The 21910-nt window shown below is 49.6% G+C and carries 21 protein-coding genes, 1 tRNA gene and 3 pseudogenes; 11 read left to right on the top strand and 14 right to left on the bottom strand.

Annotated features, from left to right (window positions below; genetic code table 11):
- The first annotated feature begins 1493 nt into the window (after positions 1-1493).
- From A9B99_RS24440 to A9B99_RS22050, 4 genes and pseudogenes are all read left to right on the top strand, one after another.
- Positions 1494-2840 carry an SbcC/MukB-like Walker B domain-containing protein gene (locus tag A9B99_RS24440; protein WP_414855562.1) on the top strand — a complete coding sequence of 449 codons (1347 nt, stop codon included), beginning with the start codon at positions 1494-1496 and terminating at the stop codon, positions 2838-2840.
- A gap of 1 nt (position 2841) precedes the next feature.
- Positions 2842-3990, top strand: a complete 1149-nt coding sequence (locus tag A9B99_RS22060) for a DUF3322 domain-containing protein (RefSeq protein ID WP_064601240.1) — start codon at positions 2842-2844, stop codon at positions 3988-3990.
- Positions 3991-4282: 292 nt separating this feature from the next.
- A complete protein-coding gene (locus tag A9B99_RS22055; RefSeq protein ID WP_064601239.1) occupies positions 4283-5476 on the top strand; it encodes an ATP-binding protein in 1194 nt (397 codons plus the stop codon).
- A 283-nt stretch (positions 5477-5759) separates the two neighbouring features.
- Positions 5760-5936: pseudogene (locus tag A9B99_RS22050) on the top strand (helix-turn-helix domain-containing protein); the annotation flags it as partial.
- A 50-nt stretch (positions 5937-5986) separates the two neighbouring features.
- On the opposite strand, the gene A9B99_RS24435 reads toward A9B99_RS22050, so the two are convergent.
- Entirely contained in the window at positions 5987-6544 is a 558-nt protein-coding gene (locus A9B99_RS24435; RefSeq protein WP_064601256.1) for a hypothetical protein, read from the bottom strand.
- Here A9B99_RS24435 and A9B99_RS24430 point away from each other — a divergent pair.
- Both A9B99_RS24430 and A9B99_RS23500 read left to right on the top strand, forming a co-directional pair.
- Positions 6543-6923, top strand: a complete 381-nt coding sequence (locus tag A9B99_RS24430; protein WP_074388853.1) for a hypothetical protein — start codon at positions 6543-6545, stop codon at positions 6921-6923. The two genes, A9B99_RS24435 and A9B99_RS24430, sit on opposite strands and share 2 nt — an antisense overlap.
- Positions 6924-7355: 432 nt before the next feature.
- Positions 7356-7751, top strand: a pseudogene (locus A9B99_RS23500) (helix-turn-helix domain-containing protein); the annotation flags it as partial.
- Between the two features lie 35 nt (positions 7752-7786).
- Here A9B99_RS23500 and A9B99_RS23495 read toward each other — a convergent pair.
- Both A9B99_RS23495 and A9B99_RS22040 read right to left on the bottom strand, forming a co-directional pair.
- Positions 7787-7936 (bottom strand): annotated as a pseudogene (locus A9B99_RS23495) (Arm DNA-binding domain-containing protein); the annotation flags it as partial.
- Positions 7937-8132: 196 nt separating this feature from the next.
- Positions 8133-8208: transfer RNA gene (locus A9B99_RS22040), tRNA-Phe, on the bottom strand.
- 464 nt (positions 8209-8672) lie between these two features.
- Between A9B99_RS22040 and A9B99_RS22035 the strand changes: the two genes are divergently transcribed.
- A complete protein-coding gene (locus A9B99_RS22035; RefSeq protein WP_064601238.1) occupies positions 8673-10820 on the top strand; it encodes an ornithine decarboxylase in 2148 nt (715 codons plus the stop codon).
- Between the two features lie 81 nt (positions 10821-10901).
- Here the strand turns inward: A9B99_RS22035 and mltC are convergent, their stop codons facing one another.
- Genes mltC through mutY form a run of 3 tightly spaced genes read right to left on the bottom strand, consistent with a single transcriptional unit; the run spans position 10902 to position 13380 of the window.
- Positions 10902-11984 carry a membrane-bound lytic murein transglycosylase MltC gene (gene mltC, locus A9B99_RS22030; RefSeq protein ID WP_064601237.1) on the bottom strand — a complete coding sequence of 361 codons (1083 nt, stop codon included), beginning with the start codon at positions 11982-11984 and terminating at the stop codon, positions 10902-10904.
- 38 nt (positions 11985-12022) lie between these two features.
- Positions 12023-12298, bottom strand: coding sequence for an oxidative damage protection protein (locus A9B99_RS22025; RefSeq protein WP_036102877.1), 276 nt, complete (start codon positions 12296-12298; stop codon positions 12023-12025).
- A 26-nt stretch (positions 12299-12324) separates the two neighbouring features.
- Complete coding sequence (gene mutY / locus A9B99_RS22020; protein WP_064601236.1) at positions 12325-13380, bottom strand: A/G-specific adenine glycosylase; 1056 nt, start codon at positions 13378-13380, stop codon at positions 12325-12327.
- 151 nt (positions 13381-13531) lie between these two features.
- Between mutY and trmB the strand changes: the two genes are divergently transcribed.
- The 3 genes from trmB to A9B99_RS22005 are packed head-to-tail and all read left to right on the top strand — an operon-like array spanning position 13532 to position 15359.
- A complete protein-coding gene (gene trmB, locus A9B99_RS22015) occupies positions 13532-14251 on the top strand; it encodes a tRNA (guanosine(46)-N7)-methyltransferase TrmB (RefSeq protein ID WP_064601235.1) in 720 nt (239 codons plus the stop codon).
- Positions 14251-14577 (top strand): YggL family protein, encoded by a 327-nt coding sequence (locus A9B99_RS22010; protein WP_064601234.1) that lies wholly within the window; start codon positions 14251-14253, stop codon positions 14575-14577. Before trmB ends, A9B99_RS22010 begins: the two co-directional genes overlap by 1 nt.
- Before the next feature lie 59 nt (positions 14578-14636).
- On the top strand, positions 14637-15359 hold the full coding sequence (locus A9B99_RS22005) for a DUF2884 family protein (RefSeq protein WP_064601233.1): 723 nt from the start codon (positions 14637-14639) through the stop codon (positions 15357-15359).
- A gap of 201 nt (positions 15360-15560) precedes the next feature.
- Here the strand turns inward: A9B99_RS22005 and hemW are convergent, their stop codons facing one another.
- The 5 genes from hemW to A9B99_RS21980 are packed head-to-tail and all read right to left on the bottom strand — an operon-like array spanning position 15561 to position 18872.
- Positions 15561-16700, bottom strand: a complete 1140-nt coding sequence (gene hemW, locus A9B99_RS22000; RefSeq protein ID WP_064601232.1) for a radical SAM family heme chaperone HemW — start codon at positions 16698-16700, stop codon at positions 15561-15563.
- Positions 16693-17286, bottom strand: a complete 594-nt coding sequence (locus A9B99_RS21995; RefSeq protein WP_064601231.1) for an XTP/dITP diphosphatase — start codon at positions 17284-17286, stop codon at positions 16693-16695. Before A9B99_RS21995 ends, hemW begins: the two co-directional genes overlap by 8 nt.
- A gap of 15 nt (positions 17287-17301) precedes the next feature.
- Complete coding sequence (gene yggU / locus A9B99_RS21990) at positions 17302-17592, bottom strand: DUF167 family protein YggU (RefSeq protein ID WP_064601230.1); 291 nt, start codon at positions 17590-17592, stop codon at positions 17302-17304.
- Entirely contained in the window at positions 17589-18143 is a 555-nt protein-coding gene (locus tag A9B99_RS21985; protein WP_036102866.1) for a YggT family protein, read from the bottom strand. The genes yggU and A9B99_RS21985 overlap by 4 nt, the downstream gene beginning before the upstream one ends.
- 15 nt (positions 18144-18158) lie before the next feature.
- Complete coding sequence (locus A9B99_RS21980) at positions 18159-18872, bottom strand: YggS family pyridoxal phosphate-dependent enzyme (protein WP_064601229.1); 714 nt, start codon at positions 18870-18872, stop codon at positions 18159-18161.
- Positions 18873-18892: 20 nt separating this feature from the next.
- On the opposite strand from A9B99_RS21980, the gene A9B99_RS21975 reads away from it, so the two are divergent.
- Entirely contained in the window at positions 18893-19870 is a 978-nt protein-coding gene (locus tag A9B99_RS21975) for a type IV pilus twitching motility protein PilT (protein ID WP_064601228.1), read from the top strand.
- Between the two features lie 349 nt (positions 19871-20219).
- On the opposite strand, the gene A9B99_RS21970 is transcribed toward A9B99_RS21975, so the two are convergent.
- The 3 genes from A9B99_RS21970 to A9B99_RS21960 form a co-directional block, all read right to left on the bottom strand.
- Positions 20220-20432, bottom strand: a complete 213-nt coding sequence (locus A9B99_RS21970) for a YdgH/BhsA/McbA family protein (protein ID WP_064601227.1) — start codon at positions 20430-20432, stop codon at positions 20220-20222.
- A 398-nt stretch (positions 20433-20830) separates the two neighbouring features.
- Positions 20831-21250, bottom strand: a complete 420-nt coding sequence (gene ruvX / locus A9B99_RS21965) for a Holliday junction resolvase RuvX (RefSeq protein WP_064601226.1) — start codon at positions 21248-21250, stop codon at positions 20831-20833.
- Complete coding sequence (locus A9B99_RS21960; protein ID WP_064601225.1) at positions 21250-21813, bottom strand: YqgE/AlgH family protein; 564 nt, start codon at positions 21811-21813, stop codon at positions 21250-21252. The genes ruvX and A9B99_RS21960 overlap by 1 nt, the downstream gene beginning before the upstream one ends.
- Between the last annotated feature and the right edge of the window lie 97 nt (positions 21814-21910).

The following is a 21910-nucleotide window of genomic DNA, read 5'->3' as shown; positions in this document are numbered from 1 at the left end:
GGCAGACGCTGGAGCACTGGCTGAACGTTTACCATGAGGGTGGCACACGTTTGCTCCGGCAAATGGAAAAAGAAGCTGTCGGAATCTGGGCATACCCGAATAAAAAGCAGTACCTGGCGCGCCTGCGGGATTTCTTCGAAGTGGGGGAAAACGCGTTTACGCTGTTAAACCGGGCGGCAGGGTTAAAACAACTCAACAGTATTGATGAGATTTTTCGCGAGCTGGTGCTGGACGACCACTCCGCCTTCGATCGTGCAACGGAAGTGGCAAATAGTTTTGATGGTCTGACTGAAATTCATCAGGAACTGGAAACAGCCCGCAAACAACAGCAGTCCTTACAGCCTGTCGCTCTGAGTTGGGATAAGTACCAGAAGCAAGAGCGACAACTTGCTGATAAACAGGCGCTGGAATCGCTGTTACCCATCTGGTTTGCACAACAGGCAAGCCAGCTTTGGCGGGAAAAGATCAATCAGCTTGACACCGAACTTAGCGAGGCAGAGGCCAGCGAAGTACGGTTACAGTCACAGCTTGAGCTGCAAAAAAAGAGGGTTAGCGACTGTTTGCAGCGCTATCTCCAGGTCGGCGGCGCCAATATTGATGAACTGAACGAGCGTATCAAGGACTGGCAAAAAACGCTCGGCACTCGAGAAAATCTGGCACGCCAGTATCAACAGTTGACCCGCAATCTTGGATTGCCACCTGACCTGAGCCAGCCACAGCTGGAGGCGAATCAGCATGAAGCCGAGGCCCGGTGTGAGCAGTTTGCCGATGATATAAAGTTGAAACAGGAAGAGGCGTACCAAAAAGGCGCGCTCAGCCATCGCATTACTGAAGAACTTCGGGAGCGGGAAACTGAACGCGCCGAGATCGCGCGTCGTCCGGGTTCTAACCTTCCTGCACATTATCAGGCGTTTCGAAGCGAACTGGCAAAAGCGCTGAACGTTGATGAGTCTGAACTGCCTTTCGTTGCTGAACTGATACAGGTTAAACCAGAAGAGGCGCAATGGCGCGGTGCGATTGAGCGCGCAGTCGGGAGCAACAGGCTGCGTATTCTGGTTGCGCCTGAATCCGCACAGGAAGCGCTGCGCTGGGTAAATCAGCGTAACAACCGTCTGCATGTGCGGTTACTGGAAGTCAAATTACTGCACTCGCCCGCCAGGTTCTTCGATGATGGCTTTACTCGTAAGCTGTTGTGGAAAGAACATCCGTGGCGAGAGGCCGTCAAAGCATTAGTGGCCGAAAGCGACAGGCATTGTGTTGACAGCCCTGAACAATTGCGTGACACGCCTCATGCCATGACGGTGCAGGGGTTAATGTCTGGTAAGCAGCGTTTTTATGACAAACAGGATCAGAAACGCCTCGATGAAGACTGGCTGACAGGGTTTGATAACCGCGATCGCCTGAACTTTCTTGCCAAAGAAATTGCCGCTCTTCAGGAGCAGGTTAAAGCTGCAAACGCGGCATTCGAGTGTGCGAAAGGTGAAGTGGGGCGTTTGCAGGCTCAGGACATTTCATTCCAGAAAATACAACAAATTGATTTCGATAGCATTGATGTTCCCGGTGCAAAGAGCCAACTGGACGCGCTCAGGCAGCGGCTGGAGAATCTGATCCGCCCGGATTCTGACGCCAGCGTAGCGAAAGCAATACTTGATGAGGCTCAAACGGTTGAATCTGAACTCAGTAAGCAGCTCAGAGCCGCCAATAAAGTCACTAACGGGCTGGATACAGAACTCACCTCAGCCCAAGCCGCAGAACGTAAGGCTCAGCAAACCGCGCAACAAGGTATGCAGGATGAAGAGCGAGAATTGTGCGCGTCACATTTTCCGGCGGTGAATCTGGAACAACTGCCTGACATTCGCGATCTGGAACGTCAACATGAGCGGGGAATTCAGCAAGAAATTGAGGGTGTTAAAGGTGAACTGCATAGACTGAACATTGAGTTGACCAAACGTATGTCTGAAGCCAAACGTGTGGATACCGGGGCGCTCGTTGAGGCAGGGGCTGATTTGGGCGATATTCCTGTCTATTTACAGCGTTTGCAGGAACTGACCGAAGAAGCCCTGCCAGAAAAGCTTAACCGTTTTCTTGATTATCTGAATCGTTCATCTGACGACGGTGTAACGCAATTACTCAGTCATATTGAGCATGAAGTGCTGGTGATTGAAGCGCGGCTCAGCGAACTCAATGAAACCATGTTCAGAGTCGATTTTCAGCCGGGTCGATATCTGCGTCTGGATACGAAAAAAGTTGTCCATGAAAGCCTGCGCACACTTGGAAAAACACAGCGTCAACTGAATACCGCCCGGTTTGTTGATGATAACGGCGAGAGCCATTATAAGGCTTTACAGGTGCTGGTGGCACAACTGCGGGATGCCTGTGAACGAAATCGCACATTGGGGGCGAAGGCGTTGTTGGATCCCCGTTTTCGTCTGGAGTTCGCCGTATCGGTGATGGATCGCCAGAGCGGAAATGTGATTGAGTCACGCACTGGCTCACAGGGCGGTAGCGGTGGAGAAAAAGAAATTATCGCTTCTTACGTGTTGACCGCATCACTTAGCTATGCGCTTTGTCCTGCGGGGAGTCGTTATCCGCTGTTTGGTACTATTGTCCTTGATGAAGCGTTCTCCCGTAGCTCTCATGCCGTGGCTGGCAGGATCATTGCCGCCCTTAGAGAGTTTGGCTTACATGCGGTATTTATCACCCCCAATAAAGAGATGCGCCTGCTGCGTGATCATACTCGTTCGGCGATTGTTGTCCACCGGCGCGGTCGGGACTCAAATATGGCTTCGCTAAGTTGGGAAGAGCTTGAACAACACTACCATCGGCGGGAGATTGCGTAGAATGTTTTCTCCTGATGAGTTGCGTAAAAAGCTTGCCCGGCAGTGGGATAACGCAACGCTTCGGGCTGAACGCTTACTTCCACCTGGTAGCTGGCCGCTCTGCCTGTCCATTGGCAAACCTTCCGCGAAAATATTCGCGGAGCAGGCTCCGCGCGTTTTGCAACATGTGCAGTTATGGCGGCAAGTCACGGTTGGGCGTGTGGACTGGGAAGAGGTCAGTTATCGGGCGAGCGACGGACCGGTATCAATGCCGTTGCGTTGGATCCTGAATGGCCCTTCTGACTGGATCAGTGCAGCAGCAGATCTGGCGGTGAGCCGGGAATTTCGCTTGCTGGAGGGAATTATTGAGCAGGTTGCTCCCATTTTTCATCCGCTGTTGGTCAGCCATCGTTCGCTCTGGCGGCACAAAGATCCGCAGGACGTCATCAGCGCCGCCAGGCTGGCCTGCCAATTAGAGCCGGGCTGCGCAAAAGGGCTGCCGTTAAGACTGCTTTCCGGGCAAGGAGTGGATACCAAATTTATTGAGAATAATATTTCTCTATTAACCCAACTGATGGACGTACGTTTTTCTGGCGAAGCCAGCGAGCAGGGGTTAACCACCTTTCTTGATGCTTTTGATGAGTCCAGCCACTGGGTTTTGGTTGTGCCATTATCGCCAGGTATGCTTCCTTTTAAAAAATGTCGGGTGACGACGGCGGAACTGGCGGAAACCCCTTTGACTGCGTCGCGTATATTGGTGATTGAAAATGAACAGTGCCTGCACCAACTCCCTGTATTATCTGACACTATCGCGATTCTGGGGTGCGGCCTTGACGTGCAATGGTTATCCAGTCCTGTTCTGGATAAAAAAAGCGTTGCCTATTGGGGGGATATGGATAGCTGGGGGCTTTTGATGTTGGCGAGAGCCAGGCTTTGTCGTCCGACGCTTGATGTTCTGCTTATGAACCGTGAGTTGTTTGAGCAATATGCCAACCATAGCGCTGTTACTGAACCGGTAATAGCACAGGAAGCAATACCTGATGGCTTACTTAGTGAAGAGGCGGATTTTTATCGCTACTTAACCCGCCTGGCGCGTGGCCGTCTGGAGCAGGAGTTTTTGCCTGCGGGGATAGTGGAAGAGGCGCTGGTCAGGTGGCGGAAAGGATTATAAATAAGGTTGAAAGATCCGCCAGTACCCTTAGCATCCTACCGGATATTTGGTAGATGCGGTATCATATAGCCGAATATTTTTCAGCCAGAGGAATCCCTATTCCTTTGTAAATAAAAGACATTATAGATCTACAAACCCTTGTTGAATCGGAACAGGTAGAGTTCAAACTGGCAGGGGGAAAGATGGCAAAGGCGAGTTACCGAAAGACTTCTGGCCCACCTATTTCGCAATGGCAAATGGTCGGGGCGGTTGGGTGGATCGGGTATGTCCGGACGGTACATGCTCAGGGAACTTGTTTGATTTTTATCGTAAAGTATACCAAAAGCTGGTCGCCGATCTTAAAGTCCCTTTTACCCTTGAAGAGGGTCAGCGCAGAACAGATACGCCAGTACATATCGCACTGCGTGAAGCGCTGGTCAACACGCTGGTACATGCTGATTTCACCGGCCGGGTTTCTATTCTGATCGTCAAACGTCCAGACATGTTTGGCTTTCGCAATCCCGGCTTGATGCGCCTGCCGTTGGAGGATGTCATTGCGGGTGGTGTTAGTGATTGCCGCAACAGACTGCTACACCAGATGTTCTTGCTGATTGGTCTGGGTGAGAAAGCAGGTTCAGGGATACCGAAGATTTACAGTGGCTGGAAATCTGCTAACTGGCGAACCCCCAAACTTTGGGAAAAAACGTTTCCTGCACAGACGCTATTAGAGCTTTCTACCGCTAGTCTGATCCCGCAGCATGTTCTGGATGACCTGCATCAGCGATTTGGCGAGACCTTCGATCTGCTTGATGATTTTGAACAGGTGATTGTTGCAACAGCGGCGATTGAAGGCTGGGTCAACCATGAACGCGCCTGCCAGTTAACAACCCGGCACTCCCGCGAAGTTACGCTGACGCTTCCCAGGCTGGAGAGTAAAGGTTTTCTGGTTGCTGGGGGGGAACAGAAAAGTAAATATTACACTTTGCCTGGCATATCGGTCATGACACCAGATGAGGTTTTCTCGTTAGAGACGCTTGCGAGCTCCACATATAACGAGGATAGCTCCACATATAACGAGCAGAGGTCCACACATAACAAGGGGAACTCCACATATAACGAGCAGAGGTCCACACATAACGAGGAAAATGCTGAGGACAATCAACCCACGTCCCGGGATGAGTATGGACGTTTGCTTAACCGCTTTATCGACAGACCTTATATTGATGATGCTGACAATCTCACTGAGGCTTTCCGGGATTCGTTGTTTGCTTTAGCTGCGGTTCCGCGTGAAAGATTGCGTCTGGGGGATAAAGAGTTGATGAAGAGTGTGATCCTGAGTGTGTGTCAGGGGCAGTATATTTCCGTTGCTGCGCTGGGGCAGATCCTAAATCGTAACCCTAATGCGTTGCGTCAGCAGTACTTAAAACCGCTGGTTGAGCAGGGGGCGCTGAAGCTGGCATTTCCGCAGTATAAGAATGACCCGAAGCAGGGATATAGCGTGGTTTAATGATATATCTGGTTCATATCTTCGTACAATATTCAATAAACATGCGCCTCGTGTCGTTTGGTTTGAACACACATTGTGAGGAATTAATATGTCGATAAGATGGGAAAACATCAGGACGTTCAACAACTCTCAAAATAATGCTTTTGGAGAACTGATTTGTCAGTTAGCAAGAGAATAGCCTATTATTAACACAATAATTTTCACCGTGTGGCAGCACCAGATGGTGGCGTTGAAGCTTATTGTATACTTGATGATGGTATTGAATATGGCTGAGATTGAATAGGCAACGGCATATTCACGTTTATCCCATTATGAACGCGGAACGCACAAGCCTTCGTTTGAACTGGTTTGCAATCTTGCAAAAGTGCTGGATATACCAGAATGTTATTTTTATACCATTGATGATAAATTTGCTGAAGCGGTACTGGCCCTTTATCAGAGTTTTAAACCTGAATCGTAGTTGAAAAAAGTAAAGCCAGAATAATAATTCTGGCTATAAGTCGGTAATTTTTATCCTTTATTTTGAACATTATTCTCGAAAAAAGTATCCCATTGTTGTGCATTGTCACTGTCTAAAACGACACAGAACTTGGTCAAATCTTTTAGTTTTTTTGCATTATCTCCATTATCAGAAGAAGTGATTAAATCATAGTTTGTTCCATTAATTTCCCTTTTGAAGGAACCAACGCTATCTGGACAAATTAAATTTTTATTTCCGGCGGAAAACATTCTTATCCCATAGATAAAAAAGTTTGGTCCGATTTCATCTGTTGTCGACGTCTTCCATGTATTCTGCGGGAACATATCTGGCTTGTATTTTCCTCCATCTATTAAAAAATAATGATTTTTATTATCAATTACTCCGATAGAGTAAAGAGAGCTATTCATTAAGGTAGTCGTTACATTGGGGAACAGAATGGACGTGATAGTTATCGTTATAATGACTGCTATGGATAAGTTTTTTGCTAATGGAATGATGCTTTTTCTTTCATTGTTTGATGATGTGTTTTTTATATCGCGATAATAAACTATTGCGGGAAGAAAAGATGATAGAGAAAATGCGATCATGAAAGCCAGTGCTATAAGTAGTGATGAGGTTTTTTCCCCAGTGCTGTCTTTTAACAGAAGTGTAATGGGGATGGTGATTGATAATGTGGCGAATATTGTAGTGAATGTTTCTATTAGTGCTTTACCGACATTTTTAGCTATCTTAAATAAATCGTTTTTTTTGAAATCACCACTGTCCCATGAAATAACCAGAAAAATGATAAACGATATTACTGCTATTATAATAAAGATTAATGATGCTGAGGGGGGTGATATTATTTTTGTTATAAATGGAATGTGTGGAAGAAATGTTAACACCAAGAATAAAGTAGAAAACCCCCAACTTAACCATGGTATAGATATTGGTTTGTTAATTATATTAGGAAGCATCGAGGAGTGAAAAATTAATATCGAACTGGGTAGGATTAGTGTTATGGCTATTGCGAGGGATAATACTACAGCGGATATTAATAAAGATACTAATCCTATATTAATGGAAAAGGAACCTATCAGTAAATCTAGTCTGCCGATATTATTTAAATAACTCCATACCATTAAGCCTGACAAAATTGTCAGGTAAGGAATTAATTTAATGATTTTTTTACTGATTTTCTGGAAGATTTCTTTTAATTCTTCGGTTGTATTGTCTGTCATAATGCATCCTTTTAAATGTAAATTATAAATATTATGAATAACTAAGAAGTGTCTTATTGGCAATAAAAATAACGGCTAAATAGCTTCGCGAAATAGTAGATCACGTAAAAGGAACTCAGCCCGGATTGTGCGTTCTGGTCAATCGACAAATATCCCAAACCACCAACCGGACTAAGCGATGCCGATCATAGCAGCAATTCCTGATGAAGAACGACAACTGAGGCGCAAAGAGGCCCGGCAAACTTATGATAAGAACCATGTCCGGCGACTTGTCGCCATGCTGATGCTGCATTAGGGAATGACCGTCACCGATGTTGCCAGACTGCTCTGCGCTGCACGCTCTTCCGTCGGCAGATAGATAAACTGGTTTACCCTGTATGGTGCTGAAGGATTAAAAAGCCTCAGGCCTGGACGTGCACCACACTGGCCGGTCGCCGATATTCTTCAGATTTGGCCTCTGCTGGTACAGCGCTCTCCGAAGGATTTTGGCTGGCTGCGTTCACGCTGGAGCACGGAACTGCTGGCACTCATCGTCAACCGACTTTTTGATGTGACCCTGCACTGCGCCACCCTGCCCAGCTGCCAGCTGCCAGCTGCCTTGCCGCATCGCGTTTTCTCTTTGCCCGGAAACCGGTAGCGGAGTCGCCAGTAGCGGGAGCCGTTAGGGTGAACGAGCAAAAACATTTTACCGCTGTCAGCAAGTTTATACGGTTTTTCATCCGGTTTAGCTGCACGGATTTTAGCGTCAGTGTGCGCCAATGACGGAGTCTTCTGATAGTAAAAGGGGTATAAATTTTATCGAATCGGACTATACCCTCAGTTGTCCCCCCGCAAGAGGCTTGATGTGAGTTGAAGTTGATTGAGTCGAGTGGATTAAGGGATTGTAGACGTGTTGATTTCTGTGGGCCTGGAATGCAAAAACGGACCTCTGTGGAGGTCCGTTGATATGAATGAGTGGTGCCCGGACTCGGAATCGAACCAAGGACACGGGGATTTTCAATCCCCTGCTCTACCGACTGAGCTATCCGGGCAACGGGGCGCATTAAACCGTAAAGGCCTGCTGTCGTCAAATCATTTGTTGTACCCGGTGGTGTGTTTGCCTGATTTGTGTGCATTCTGTTACAGGCAACCGCTTGCACCCCTGCCAGAAAGGTGCCAGAATTGCGCGGATTTTTTCCACGACTACCTTAACGAGGTCGCTGCAATGTTCGGATTCTCATCGACATTTCTGGCACATCACAGCCATTGCGCAATGGCGTGTTCTCGTTATGTCCGCTATTTATCTATTCAAGCCATTCAAACTTTCACCATGCGGTGAGGGCAGTGCAGGCTCGCACCGGAGCATCAGTAAACTCAGGCAGGCCCTGGTTTTACTGATGTCTGGTGGTCGCAGCTGGTTATCAGTTCAGGCCCCTTATCATTTTCGCCGGGAGAACACTCCCTTTTGTTGTGCCTCTGGCACTCACTCATCCTTGACCCCTGGGGATTTGTGCTTATGAAAGCGTTGAAAATTGCCGCAAGCCATGATGTTGTCGCCTGTTTGTCCACGCACCGTGAAGTTGTGACACTGGATAACACGGATTTTACTGATGTGGCCGTTGTGGTGGTTTCGGTTGCCGACAGCCGTAGCGGTATTCTGACTTTGCTTAAACGCACCGGGTTTAATTTACCGGTGTTCCTTTTCAGCCCTGAGCAGGTTGCACCGCTTTCGGGGACTGAAGGTGTGATTACGGGAAAAGCACAAGATTTTCTTGAGCTGGAAACGGCAGCTTGCCGCTATGAAGAAAATTTGTTACCCCCGTTTTTCGATACCCTTAGCCAGTACGTTGAAATAGGCAACAGCACGTTTGCCTGCCCGGGGCATCAGCACGGCGCGTTTTTCCGTAAACATCCGGCAGGGCGCCAGTTTTATGATTTCTTCGGCGAAAACGTTTTCCGTGCGGATATGTGCAATGCCGATGTCAAACTGGGTGATTTGCTTATCCACGAAGGCTCAGCGAAGGATGCACAGAAATTTGCAGCCAAAGTGTTCCACGCGGATAAAACCTATTTTGTCCTGAATGGAACTTCTGCGGCAAATAAAGTGGTGACCAATGCGTTGCTGACCCGGGGAGACCTGGTGCTGTTTGACCGCAATAACCACAAATCCAACCACCATGGTGCGTTAATTCAGGCAGGGGCGACCCCGGTTTACCTGGAAGCAGCACGTAACCCGTTTGGGTTTATTGGCGGGGTGGATGCTCACTGCTTTAACGAAGCGTACCTGCGTGAATCCATTCGTGAAGTGGCCCCGGAACGCGCAGACTTGCCGCGCCCATTCCGCCTGGCGATTATCCAGTTAGGCACTTACGATGGCACGGTATATAACGCCCGCCATGTGGTAGACACCATCGGCCACCTGTGTGATTACATTCTGTTTGACTCAGCCTGGGTTGGCTATGAGCAGTTTCTGCCAATGATGGCAGATTGCTCGCCATTGCGGCTGGAACTCAAACCGGAAGACCCGGGTATTTTTGTCACGCAGTCTGTCCATAAGCAACAGGCCGGTTTTTCTCAGACATCGCAAATTCATAAAAAAGACGATCATATCCGTGGGCAGTCGCGTTTCTGCCCGCATAAACGCCTGAACAATGCTTTCATGTTGCATGCATCAACCAGCCCGTTTTACCCGCTGTTTGCGGCACTGGATGTGAATGCCAAAATTCATGAAGGGGAAAGTGGCCGGCGCTTATGGGCTGAGTGTGTGGACATGGGGATTGAAGCGCGCAAACAGATCCTTGCGCAGTGCAAAATGATCCGCCCGTTTATCCCGCCAGAAATCGATGGCCGTCAGTGGCAGGATTACCCAACGGACACCATTGCCCATGACCGGCGTTTCTTCAGCTTTGAACCGGGAGCAAACTGGCATGGCTTTGAAGGGTACGCCAAAGATGAATACCTGGTGGACCCGTGCAAATTATTACTGACCACGCCAGGAATTGATGCAGCAACAGGGAAATACAGTGAGTTTGGTGTGCCTGCTGCTATTCTGGCGCACTACTTGCGCGAAAATGGCATCGTACCGGAAAAATCAGACCTCAACTCGATTCTGTTCCTGCTGACTCCCGCCGAAAGCCAGGAGAAGCTGGCGCAACTGGTGGCTATGCTGGCTCAGTTTGAACACCATATTGAAGACAATACGCCGCTGGCAGATGTATTACCTACCATCTACCAGAAATACCCGGTGCGCTACAAAGGCTATACGTTGCGCCAGCTTTGCCAGGAAATGCACGACCTTTATGTCAGTTTTGACGTGAAAGATCTGCAAAAAGCGATGTTCCGTAAAGAGTGCTTCCCCGAAGTGGTGATGAACCCTCAGGATGCCAACAGTGCATTTATTCGCGGCGATGTAGAACTGGTGCGCCTGAGTGAAGCCCAGGGGCGGGTCGCTGCCGAGGGCGCATTACCGTATCCGCCAGGTGTGCTGTGTGTGGTGCCGGGTGAAATTTGGGGAGGGGCCGCATTGCGTTACTTCCTGGCACTGGAAGAGGGTGTCAACCTGCTGCCTGGTTTTTCACCAGAACTCCAGGGGGTTTACAGCGAAACAGACTCCGATGGCATTAAACGCCTGTATGGTTATGTGATTAATAATAATCCCGCCTGAACAATTAATTACCCGGCGTAATAAAAAGGGAAAAGCATGCTTTTCCCTTTTTATATTGCTTGTTTGGTGAGAATTTAAAACTTAATGCACCCGGCGGTAGCCTTTTTGCGCAGTATTCACTTTATATAAATACCGGCGTGACTCAGAAGACGGGTGGCGGGTGGCCAGAGTTTCATAAACATCATCAGGCGACAGGCTGTTGATAATCGATACCGCCTGGTCTTTGTCACTGGAGAATACACGCAGTACGCTGCCGGCCCCACCGTTATACGCAGTAATAACGGCATAACGCCGCGACGTTGGGTTATCAATGCCCGCAAGATAAACATTATTCAGCATCGCCAGGTAGGCTGTACCGGTATCAATATTGTTTCTCGGGTCGAAAAGATAGTTTCTGCTGGGAATGCCACTGCGCCCCTGGGAGCGGAACACATCTTTCCCGGCACTGTGCTGTACCACCTGCATTAACCCCAACGCATCGGCATTGCTCACTGCATAAGGGTTAAAACTGGATTCTGTTTGCATGATGGCCAGAATCAGAGACTCATCCACCCCATATTTATGCGCTGCGCTGCGTACCATGCCAAGATATTTATGCGCACGCTTATCCAGATGGTTTGCTACCATGTTAATGGTCACGCTGTAGATAATATGCAGCCCGTTGCTACGGCTTTGCAGGCGGGTTTGCAGCAGGTAGTCTGCAAACTCTTCTGCCCGCCATTTCCAGCGGATGGGCTGCCCCCGGTTATCCACTACCTGCCCATATAAAAAAGGTTGTTTGGACAGTGCAACATCATTGCTGTCGGAGTAGAGATCAATAGAGCCCGGGTCATCGCCCATCAGAAGCGTCGAGACAATCGCCTGGCGCAAGTGAGCTGCCGGGTCTGTACCGGAGATGGTTTCAACGGTAATCGTCCCGTCATCAAAGTTGATATGGCTACGGGTTTGATACTGGTCCGTATACTTAACATAGTCTTTCGGCCCGGCGATCAGTACCTCGTTATACCCCCACAGGTTCTCAATATTATTGGCAAACTGCCCCATTAAAATATCGAAACCGTTGGTGTCTTTGACCCACTCTTCGTGATATGCCGAATCCTTTTTACTGGAGCAGGACACCAAAAGTGGTGCAACAAGAGCCAGCGCAATAAGTCTCTTCTTCATTGATGTGTGCAGTTTTATCCATTGAAGGGCACGAGCCCTTATTGTTTTTCTTCGGGTGTAAAACCTTCAATGTGGACGTCTTTACCTTCAAACAGGAAGTTCACCATTTCCTGTTCCAGTAATTTGCGGTGTTCCTGGTTCATCATGTTGAGTTTCTTTTCATTGATCAACATGGTCTGTTTGGTTTGCCACAGAGCCCAGGCTTCTTTGGAAATTTCATTATAAATACGTTTACCCAGTTCACCTGGGTACAACTGGAAATCCTGGCCTTCAGCATCGCGCTGCAGGTAAGTACAAAAAATCGTTCTGCTCATGTCTCATCCTCATTATTTGGTGGGCCTTAAGCAACTGACCCGGCACGCAATTGCTGCAACAGACGCTCTACCGGTGCCGCTAACCCCACTGCGGGTGGCTGCGGTAAGTTATACCAGAGACCGGTATCTTCCTCCATGCGAAGAGGCCATGTTTCTGCCCGGACTAATACTGGCACAATATCCAAATGGAAATGGCTGAATGTATGGCGAAAAGCTGTAAGTTGCTGGCAATTATCTGCTGAAATGTGTCTTGCTTCCAGCCACTGATGCAATGCGTTTTGCGTTTCAAATTGTGGGAAGCAATAAAGCCCACCCCACAACCCAACCGGCGGGCGCTGGCTAAGATAAACGTCGTCACCATGTTGTACCAGCGCAAACCAGCCAGTGCGCTCCGGCAGCGTTTGCTTTGGTTTTTTCCCTGGAAAGCTGGACCAGTTGCCTGCCTGTTTCGCAAGGCAACCCTGGCTGAGAGGGCAAATCTCACATTTGGGCCGTGAACGAGTACAAACCATGGCTCCCAGATCCATCATGGCCTGGTTGAACTGGCTAACGCCATGCACTGGTGTAACTTGTTCGCTCAGGTCCCATAAGCGCTTTTCGACATCTTTTTTGCCTGGCCAGCCTTCTACTGCGTAACACCGTGCCAGCACCCGTTTTACGTTGCCATCCAGAATGGGGTAATGCTGGCCGCAGGCAAGAGAAAGTACGGCACCTGCGGTAGAGCGGCCAACACCTGGCAGTGCGGCAACTTCTTCGAAACGTTCAGGAAATTTACCGCCATGCTGTTGAACGACAGTTTGTGCGGCTTTATGCAGGTTGCGGGCGCGGGCATAATAGCCAAGGCCAGTCCATAAGTGCAGTACTTCATCCAGTGGTGCCGCCGCCAGGTCGCGGATATCCGGGTACTTTTCCATAAAGCGCTGGAAATAAGGGATAACCGTTGCCACCTGGGTTTGCTGTAGCATTACCTCGGACAGCCACACTTTATAAGGTGTTTTTGCTGCCTGCCAGGGTAAGGTTTTCCGACCATACTTTTCATACCAGTCGAGCACCTGGCGAGAGAATTGAAGCGCTTGTATCATTTACGCACAGTATCCGACTCAGTCAATTTAGGTGTCAGATTCCAGCACAGCACGGGCCTGCTGTAAACAGCTGGTGTCCGGTGCTTGCATCGGCGGAGTAACTTTGGATAATGCCCGTTTCCTGAACATTAACTCAAGCAGAGTTTCTACCATGATAAACGACGTGATTTCACCGGAATTTGATGAGAATGGTCGCGCATTACGCCGCATTCGTAGTTTTGTCCGCCGCCAGGGCCGCCTGACTAAAGGGCAACAACATGCGCTGGACCACTACTGGCCGGTGATGGGCGTTGAATTTGATGGTAAGTCCATCGATTTTGCGGCGCTGTTTGGGCGGGAAGCGCCTGTTACCCTGGAAATAGGGTTCGGGATGGGCGCATCGCTGGTGGCGATGGCCGCGGCCAATCCACACCAGAATTTTCTGGGAATTGAGGTTCATGCACCGGGTGTTGGGGCGTGCCTGAGCGCGGCCCATGAAGCCGGGCTGACTAACCTGCGTGTAATGTGCCATGATGCCATTGAAGTGCTGGACATGATGATCCCGGAAAACAGCCTGACCATGGTGCAACTGTTCTTCCCTGATCCATGGCACAAAGCGCGCCATAATAAACGCCGAATTGTTCAGGTGCCGTTTGCTGAAAAGGTGAAAGGGAAACTAAAATTGGGCGGTGTTTTCCATATGGCGACAGACTGGGAACCTTATGCAGAACATATGCTCGAAGTAATGTCATCGGTGGACGGTTATCAAAACATGTCGGAGAACGGCGATTATGTTCCTCGCCCAGAATCCCGTCCGGTCACCAAATTTGAACAACGCGGCCAGCGCCTTGGCCACGGTGTATGGGACTTAATGTTCGAGAGGATCAAATAATGGCAACAAACCGCAGCCGTCGTTTACGCAAAAAAATGCATATCGACGAGTTTCAGGAAGTGGGGTTTTCGGTGGCATGGCGTTTCCCGGAAGGTACGCCGGAAGAACAGATTGATAAAACCGTTGATGACTTAATTAATGAAGTGATTGAGCCAAATGGCCTGGCTTTTGATGGTAGTGGTTACCTTGCCTGGGAAGGGCTGATTTGCATGCAGCAAATTGGCAAATGTACCGAAGAGCATCAGGCGCTGGTAAAAAACTGGCTCGAAGCACGCCAGTTGTCAGAAATTCGCACCAGCGATTTGTTCGACGTCTGGTGGGATTAAGCGCAGGATGTTCAACGGGTCGGTTGCTACCGGCCCGTTTTTTCTTTATGGAGTAGCAAATGCAGAAGTTATCCCTTGCGCTGGCTGCGTTACTGGCTGTCAGCACGGCGGCGAAAGCTGATTACCAGTGCAGTGTCAGCCCCAAAGATGATGTGGTTATCAACCCTCAACAAGTGCAGGTGGTTGGGCAACATGGCGACCTGGTTATTTCTCCTCAGGGGGACGTTCAGTTTAATGGTAAAGCGCAGTCGCTTACTGCCAGCCAGCAACAACAGGCTGTGAACTACCAGCAGGCACTGCGTAACGACCTGCCGTGGATCGATAACGGTGCCCGGGCCCGGGTTGAGAAAGGCCGTGCGGCACTGGACAAAATCATCACCGAGCAGGTGGGGGAAAGCAGCAGCATGCACGGGCGGCTGGAAAAGCTTGATGCGCAGTTAAAAGCGCAGATGAACCGTATTATTGAACACCGTACTGATGGCCTGGCTTTTCACTACAAAGCTATTGACCAGGTCAGGGCAGATGGCCAGCAACTGGTTAACCAGGCAATGGGTGGCATTCTGCAGGACAGTATCAATGAGATGGGGGCGAAAGCGCTCACCAGTGGAAACAGTAAAGGCGGTTTACAAGGGATACTGGGTAACCTTGGCGGGATGCAAAATGCCATCCAGCAGGAGTGGAATAACCAGCAGGCCGATTTTAAACAGTTTGGCAAAGATGTTTGCTCCCGGGTGATTTCCCTGGAAGACCAGCGCAAGGCACTGGTGAAAGGCCTGAAGTAAGTTAGCTACGAGAAAGAACAACAGGCTCGAGTCTGATGACAAACCTCATGTTCGCACAGAACGAGAGGATGTCACCCAATAAAAAACCAGGAAAATCAATTTATTGATTTTCGGCTGCTAACTAAAAAGAAGGAAAAACCACGCTTTTTCCTTCTTTTTCATCAATCTGAGGCTCCCCTTTTTGTTGCCGGGGAGCCTGATTCAGTCATCAGCCAGAAACAGGCCCAGCAGCGAGTTGAGAAACAATTTCCCGCGCTGAGTGACTTGCCACTGTGATGCCGTTTCGGTGAGGTAGCCCTGGGCAATGGCTTCATCCAGTTGCGGGCGGACCACTGTTTCGCCAAGGCCGGTTAGTTGCAGAAAATCGCTCCGGGGAACGGGTTCTGACAGCCGGAAGCGGTTCATAAAGAATTCAAATGGCTTATCTGCCACAGCCACTTTATGCTCTCTGTCGAGATACTTTCCTGCCATGTAACCGCGCGGGTGGCGAGTTTTTGCCCGGCGAATAATCCGGTTATCCGGCCAGGTTATTTTCCCGTGCGCACCGCAACCAATTCCCAGGTAATCACCAAAGCGCCAGTAATTGAGATTATGCTGGCACTGGTAGCCCGGTTTGGCGTAGGCGGACGTTTCGTATTGCTGGTAACCGGCCGCACTCAGCAGTTTATCGCCCTGCTCGAAAATGTCCCATAGGGTATCGTCGTCGGGCAGCACTGGTGGGCGTGAGCCAAATAGCGTATTGGGTTCGATTGTGAGCTGGTACCAGGACAAATGCGGTGGGTTCAGTGCTATCGCCTGGCGCAAATCGCTCAGCGCTTCCTCCAGTGACTGGTCGGGCAGCCCGTGCATCAAATCCAGGTTAAAACTCCGCAAGCCAAGTGAAGATGCCAGTAGTGCTGCGCGTTTTGCTTCTTCCGGGCCATGAATACGCCCCAGCCGTTGTAGCTTTTCCTGGTTGAAACTTTGGACACCAATGGAAATACGGTTAACACCGGCTGCCTGGTAAGCGGCAAAGCGGCCAGCTTCAACGGTACCCGGGTTAGCTTCCATCGTGATTTCTGCATCGGCTGCCAGCGGTAAACGCTCGCGTACACCATCAAGCAGCGTTTGCATCGCTTCGCCAGAAAGCAGGCTTGGTGTGCCACCACCAATAAATATTGTGCTGACAGCGCGGCTCTGAGCGGCAGGCAGTTCGTTGTCTAAATCTCTCAGCAAGTGGCTGACATATTCATCATGCGGCACATCGCCTTTCAGCGCATGAGAGTTAAAGTCGCAGTAAGGGCATTTTTGCACACACCATGGAATATGGATGTACAGACTCAGTGGCGGCAAATCAGCCATTGCGCATTGCTTCCAGTAGTAATGCCAGAGCCTGGCCGCGGTGTGAAATAGCGCGTTTCTCTTCTTTAGTTAATTCCGCAGCAGTTTTGCCTTCGGAAGCAACGTAGAAAATGGGGTCATAACCAAACCCCCCAAGACCTGCCGGGGCGCGGGTGATTTCCCCTTCCCATGAGCCATGGCACACCAGTGGTGTCGGGTCATCAGCATGGCGCATGTACACCAGAACACAGTGAAAACGTGCTTTGCGCAGGTTATCGGGCACGGCGTCCATGGTATGTAATAACTTCTCCAGATTCTGCTGGTCTGTTGCCTCTTCGCCCGCATAGCGTGCGGAATAAATACCTGGCGCCCCACCCAGTGCATCGACTGCCAGGCCTGAATCATCAGCAATGGCGGGCAACCCGGTGATACGTGCCGCATGGCGAGCTTTGAGAATGGCATTCTCAATAAAGGTGCCGCCCGTTTCTTCCGCTGAATCAACGCCCAGCTCAGTTTGCGCGACAATATCCAGACCGAAATTTTCCAGTAAGTCAGCCAGTTCGCGAACTTTGCCCGCATTACCGGTCGCCAGTACGACTTTTTGCATAACGAATACCACAGATTAATTAAGACAGGCCGCAACAACCGGCGGAATAGTTTTTGGTGAACTGATTAGCACTGATTTATGACGGCCAAGTTCACCTTTGGTGAGTGACACCTGGCTTTTGGCAACCCGGAATTGTTTTGCCAGAAATTTAACCAGGTGAGCGTTGGCCTGGCCGTCAACCGGCGGCGCGGTGATGGCGATTTTTAACTCATCGCCATGCAGGCCAACAATAGCATCCCGGCTGGCTTTGGGCTGAATAAACAGGTTCAGCACCAGCCCGGATTCAGTCTGGGTTACTGCACTCAAAGCTGGTACCACAGCCCCGGGAACAGATCCATACCCAGGTAATTGAGCAGATACAGAATAATAATTACCCCCATGGCGGAAAAGTCGATGCCGCCCATCGCCGGGATAAAGCGGCGAATTGGCGCCATCAACGGTTCAGTGAGTTGCATCAGTACAAACTCCATTGGGCTACGCCCCTGGCTTACCCAGCTCATAATGGAACGCACAATAATCACCCAGAACACCAGAGAACCAGCACTCTTCAGCAACGACAACAAGCCAACCAACAGGTTTACCGGGCCAATTGCAAGTACTCCTGCCTGAATCAATAGCAGAAGTGGGAATTTCAGCGTGGTAAGAATAAACGCGACCAGCAAAGAAGCGGTATCTACCGGACCAATTGACGGAATAATCCGGCGCAACGGGCCAATAATGGGCTGGGTAATCTTCACAATAAATTGTGAAAGCGGATTATAAAAATCACAACGTGACCACTGCATCCAGATACGGAGCAGTAACACCATCACATACAATTCAATGATGGTTTTGGCCAGGAAAGTCAACGTCAGCATGGCATTCCTCTGTAGTTATTGTCCCTGACGCGCGGAATAATCCCGTGCGCCAAAAATTGCTGTACCAATTCGAACCATGGTGGAACCTGCGGCAATAGCTGCTTCCATATCATCCGTCATGCCCAGCGAAAGTGTATCAATGCCAGAATAGCGGCGTTGTAGCGCGCTAAATGCTACAGCCATTTGTTGGCAAACAGCAAATTGCTTGTCGTAATCCTGCTCTGGCGCAGGAATTGCCATCAGCCCGCGTAAGCGTAATCCGGGTAAACTGCTTACCAGGTCAGCCAGGGCGTCTACCTCAGCTAATGCGATACCTGATTTACTGGTTTCATCGCTGATATTAACCTGAATCAGCACATTCAATGGCGCTAATTCGCCCGGGCGCTGTTCACTGAGCCGCATGGCGATTTTTTGCCGGTCAATGGTATGACACCAGTCAAAATTTTCGGCAACCAGGCGGCTTTTATTGGACTGTAAAGGGCCAATAAAGTGCCAGGTCAGGCCGGTAATCCCTTGCTCACGAAACAGAGCGATTTTATCGGTACCTTCCTGAACATAGTTTTCACCAAACTCCCGTTGCCCGGCGGCAATGGCTTGTGCGATATCACTCGCAGGTTTAGTTTTACTGACTGCAAGAAGGGAAACTTCTTCTGGAGCACGGCCGCAACGTTCTGCAGCCGCTGAGATTCTCTGCTGAACCTGCGCTAAGTTGTGGGCAATGTCGTTCATGAGTTTCAGGATAAGCCAAAATGGAAGAAATCGTGGCCCTTAGTGTAAAGCATAATGTGTCGGATCTACACCTGTGTAGCAGTGGGCATTTTTACTGGCGTAAAGATGGCGTGATGGAGCCAGCCCCGTGTGCTTTACCCGATATATCGGCATTGCTGGATTTGTGGCTGACACCAGAGCAGCACAGCCAGTTTAAACACCATGGGCAACTTGATTTCGCCGTCGAGCTGGCAAATGGCCAGCGTTTAAGAGCCAATGCTTTTCTTCAGGTGGCAGGGGTGTCTCTGGCGTTGCGTATTTTACCGCAGGTATGTCCTGAGTTAACCACATTACAGGTTCCTGAAGCATTAATGGCACTGCTACAAGAGCAGTCAGGGTTGGTATTAGTGTGTGGTGCTACGGGCAGTGGCAAGTCAACGACACTGGCAGCCATGGTTGGTGAGCTGAACCGGCAAACGCAGGCACATATTATTACCCTTGAAGACCCGGTTGAGTTTGTTCACAAACCTCCTCAGGGTGTTATCCAGCAGCGTGAAGTAGGTTTGCATTGTGCCTCTTTTGCTGCCGGGCTGAAGGGGGCTTTACGCCAGGATCCGGATGTCATTTTGCTGGGCGAGTTGCGAGACAGCGAAACGATTCGCCTCGCCCTGACAGCGGCTGAAACAGGGCACCTGGTGTTGGCAACACTGCATACCCGTGGGGCTGCACAAGCGGTAGAGCGGCTGGTAGATGTCTTCCCGGCGGAAGAGAAAAGTATGGTTCGTACTCAACTTGCTGGCAGCCTTAAAGGTGTGGTAGCTCAACAACTGGCTGCGCGTAAAGGTGGTGGGCGGGTGGCTTTGTTTGAGCTTTTAGTTGTTACGCCAGCCGTTTCCAGCCTGGTTCGGGAAGGGAAAACACACCAGTTACCCGGTGTATTACAGACTGGCAGGCAGGCTGGCATGCAAACTTTTGAACAAAGCCGCGCCGAGCGTGATGCGGCGGGAATGCTTGCCTAAATGCTTTGGGTTGCCTTTGGGTGCGGCAATGCACAAACGGCGCAGTACGAAAGTCTGCATGAAGTGCTGGCCAGAAAGTGCCGTTATGGGGCTAATCGCTAATGTATTGGTGAGTAGTCAATGGGCGGGCAAAGAATATAGTATTTCATTGATTGTAAAGGTAAGTTTGCCGGTGTTTTTTGTGCCGGGTTATCGTGTGAGCAGATATTCAGAAGAGTGATATAGCAGCAGCGAAGCTGTTTACAGCATTGTGGATATGTTTGAGCCCAGTGCAGTGACCGGGCTCAATATGGTTGTTCAGTACCAGAATCAAGGGGATAAAAGCGCTCCGGTACCAGAACAGTTACTCTTATTTGCTCAGTTCAGCAGTCATGTGAACCTGGTTGCCAGAGTAAGCTTCAGTGATTTGGTAAGAAGCTGCACCAGCTTGTTTAGCCTGAGATGCTATCTGTGCTTCTGCACCATCCAGAGTACTTGCGGTAGCAGTGACGGTTTGAGCAAAGCTTGCAAAAGAAACCAGAGACAGGGCAGCAGCAGCGAACAGAGTTTTAACAGATTTCATGGTCTTTTCCTTATTTAATTCAATTCGTTATCGTTAAAGGCGAGTGCCTTTGATGTGGGTTATAATAACGCTTGAAATTATATCTCAGGTAACAAAAAGTGCGATCTGGATCACGTTATGCTGGGATGATGGCTGGGGATATGGCCTTTGGAAGAACCCGTTTTTTAGCTAACTTATTGAAATTATAATATGTTATATGTTTGGTTGTATCAGGTGTTAATCACTGGTTGGCTATTTATTTTTGGCACAAAAAGCCAAATTATATCCCCCCGGTAGTTCAGGTTATGTGTGTGTTTGCTCAGAAGGGTGGCGCCGGCAAAAAAATGCTATATAAAGGGATATTGGGGGCTGGTTCAGAAACAAGCGAGATTGGCTGCATAGCGCAGCCAGATAATGGGTCAAACGCGTTGCTCAAACCAGCTTTCCAGAATAACAACCGCGGAAGCCGAATCGACGCTGCCTTTATCCAGTGCTTTGAAACCACCCTGAGCAAATAAACCAGCACGGGCTTCAACTGTGCTCAGGCGTTCATCATGAAGCTCCACAGTAATGCCAAAACGGCCATGCAGGCGGTTAGCGAATTTCTTCGCTCTGGCCGTCAGGGGTTGTTCTGTGCCGTCCATATTCAGCGGCAAGCCAACAACCAAAAAATCAGGTTGCCACTCTTTAAGAATACGGTCGATTTGTTCCCAGTCAGGAATGCCGTCTTTGGCTTTTAGCGCAGACAACGGGCGGGCTGTCCCGGTAATTTTTTGCCCAATGGCGACACCAATACTGCGGGTGCCAAAGTCAAAAGCCAATATTGTTCCTGTCGCCATTACGCGTGCCCTGCTTCGTTAGGCAGATTGTGAATATCAATGCCAATCAGGCGTGCCGCTTCCCGCCAGCGTTCACCAATCAGTGTGTGGAACAGAATCTGATTATTGGCGGGCGCTGTAAGCCAGGCATTATCCAGGATTTCCTGTTCCAGCTGTCCTTTATCCCAGGAGGAATAACCCAGCGCAACCAGTACATCTGGTGGCTGGTTTGGTGTACCCAATGTTTCCAGAACATCTTTAGACGTTGTAATAATGGTGTTCTCAGAGATACGAATACTGGAACTGAACATTTCTGGTGGGGTATGCAAAATAAAGCCCCGGTCTTCCGCGAGCGGCCCACCGACAAATACTGGCTTATCCAGGCGAATCGCCGGGTCTCTTGGTTCTGGTGTAATCTTTAATTTCTCAAGCACGTCGGCAACTTTCAGGTTATCAAGAGGCTTATTAATAATAATCCCCATTGCACCTTCGTCGTTATGCTCGCAGATGTACACGACAGAACGCCTGAACAGCGGATCCTGTAACCCTGGCATGGCAATAAGAAAGTGATGCTGTAAATTCATTGTCAGAGGTCTGTTCCGGTTGAGTCTTTGGCAGGTGGTAAGTCTGCCTGATAAGGAATGTGTGCTACCGGCATTCCCGAGAGTCTGGCGGGATCCT

This window comes from Mangrovibacter phragmitis, from assembly GCF_001655675.1.
GTDB classification, from domain to species: domain Bacteria; phylum Pseudomonadota; class Gammaproteobacteria; order Enterobacterales; family Enterobacteriaceae; genus Mangrovibacter; species Mangrovibacter phragmitis.
This window is presented reverse-complemented; position numbering and strand designations above follow the sequence as displayed.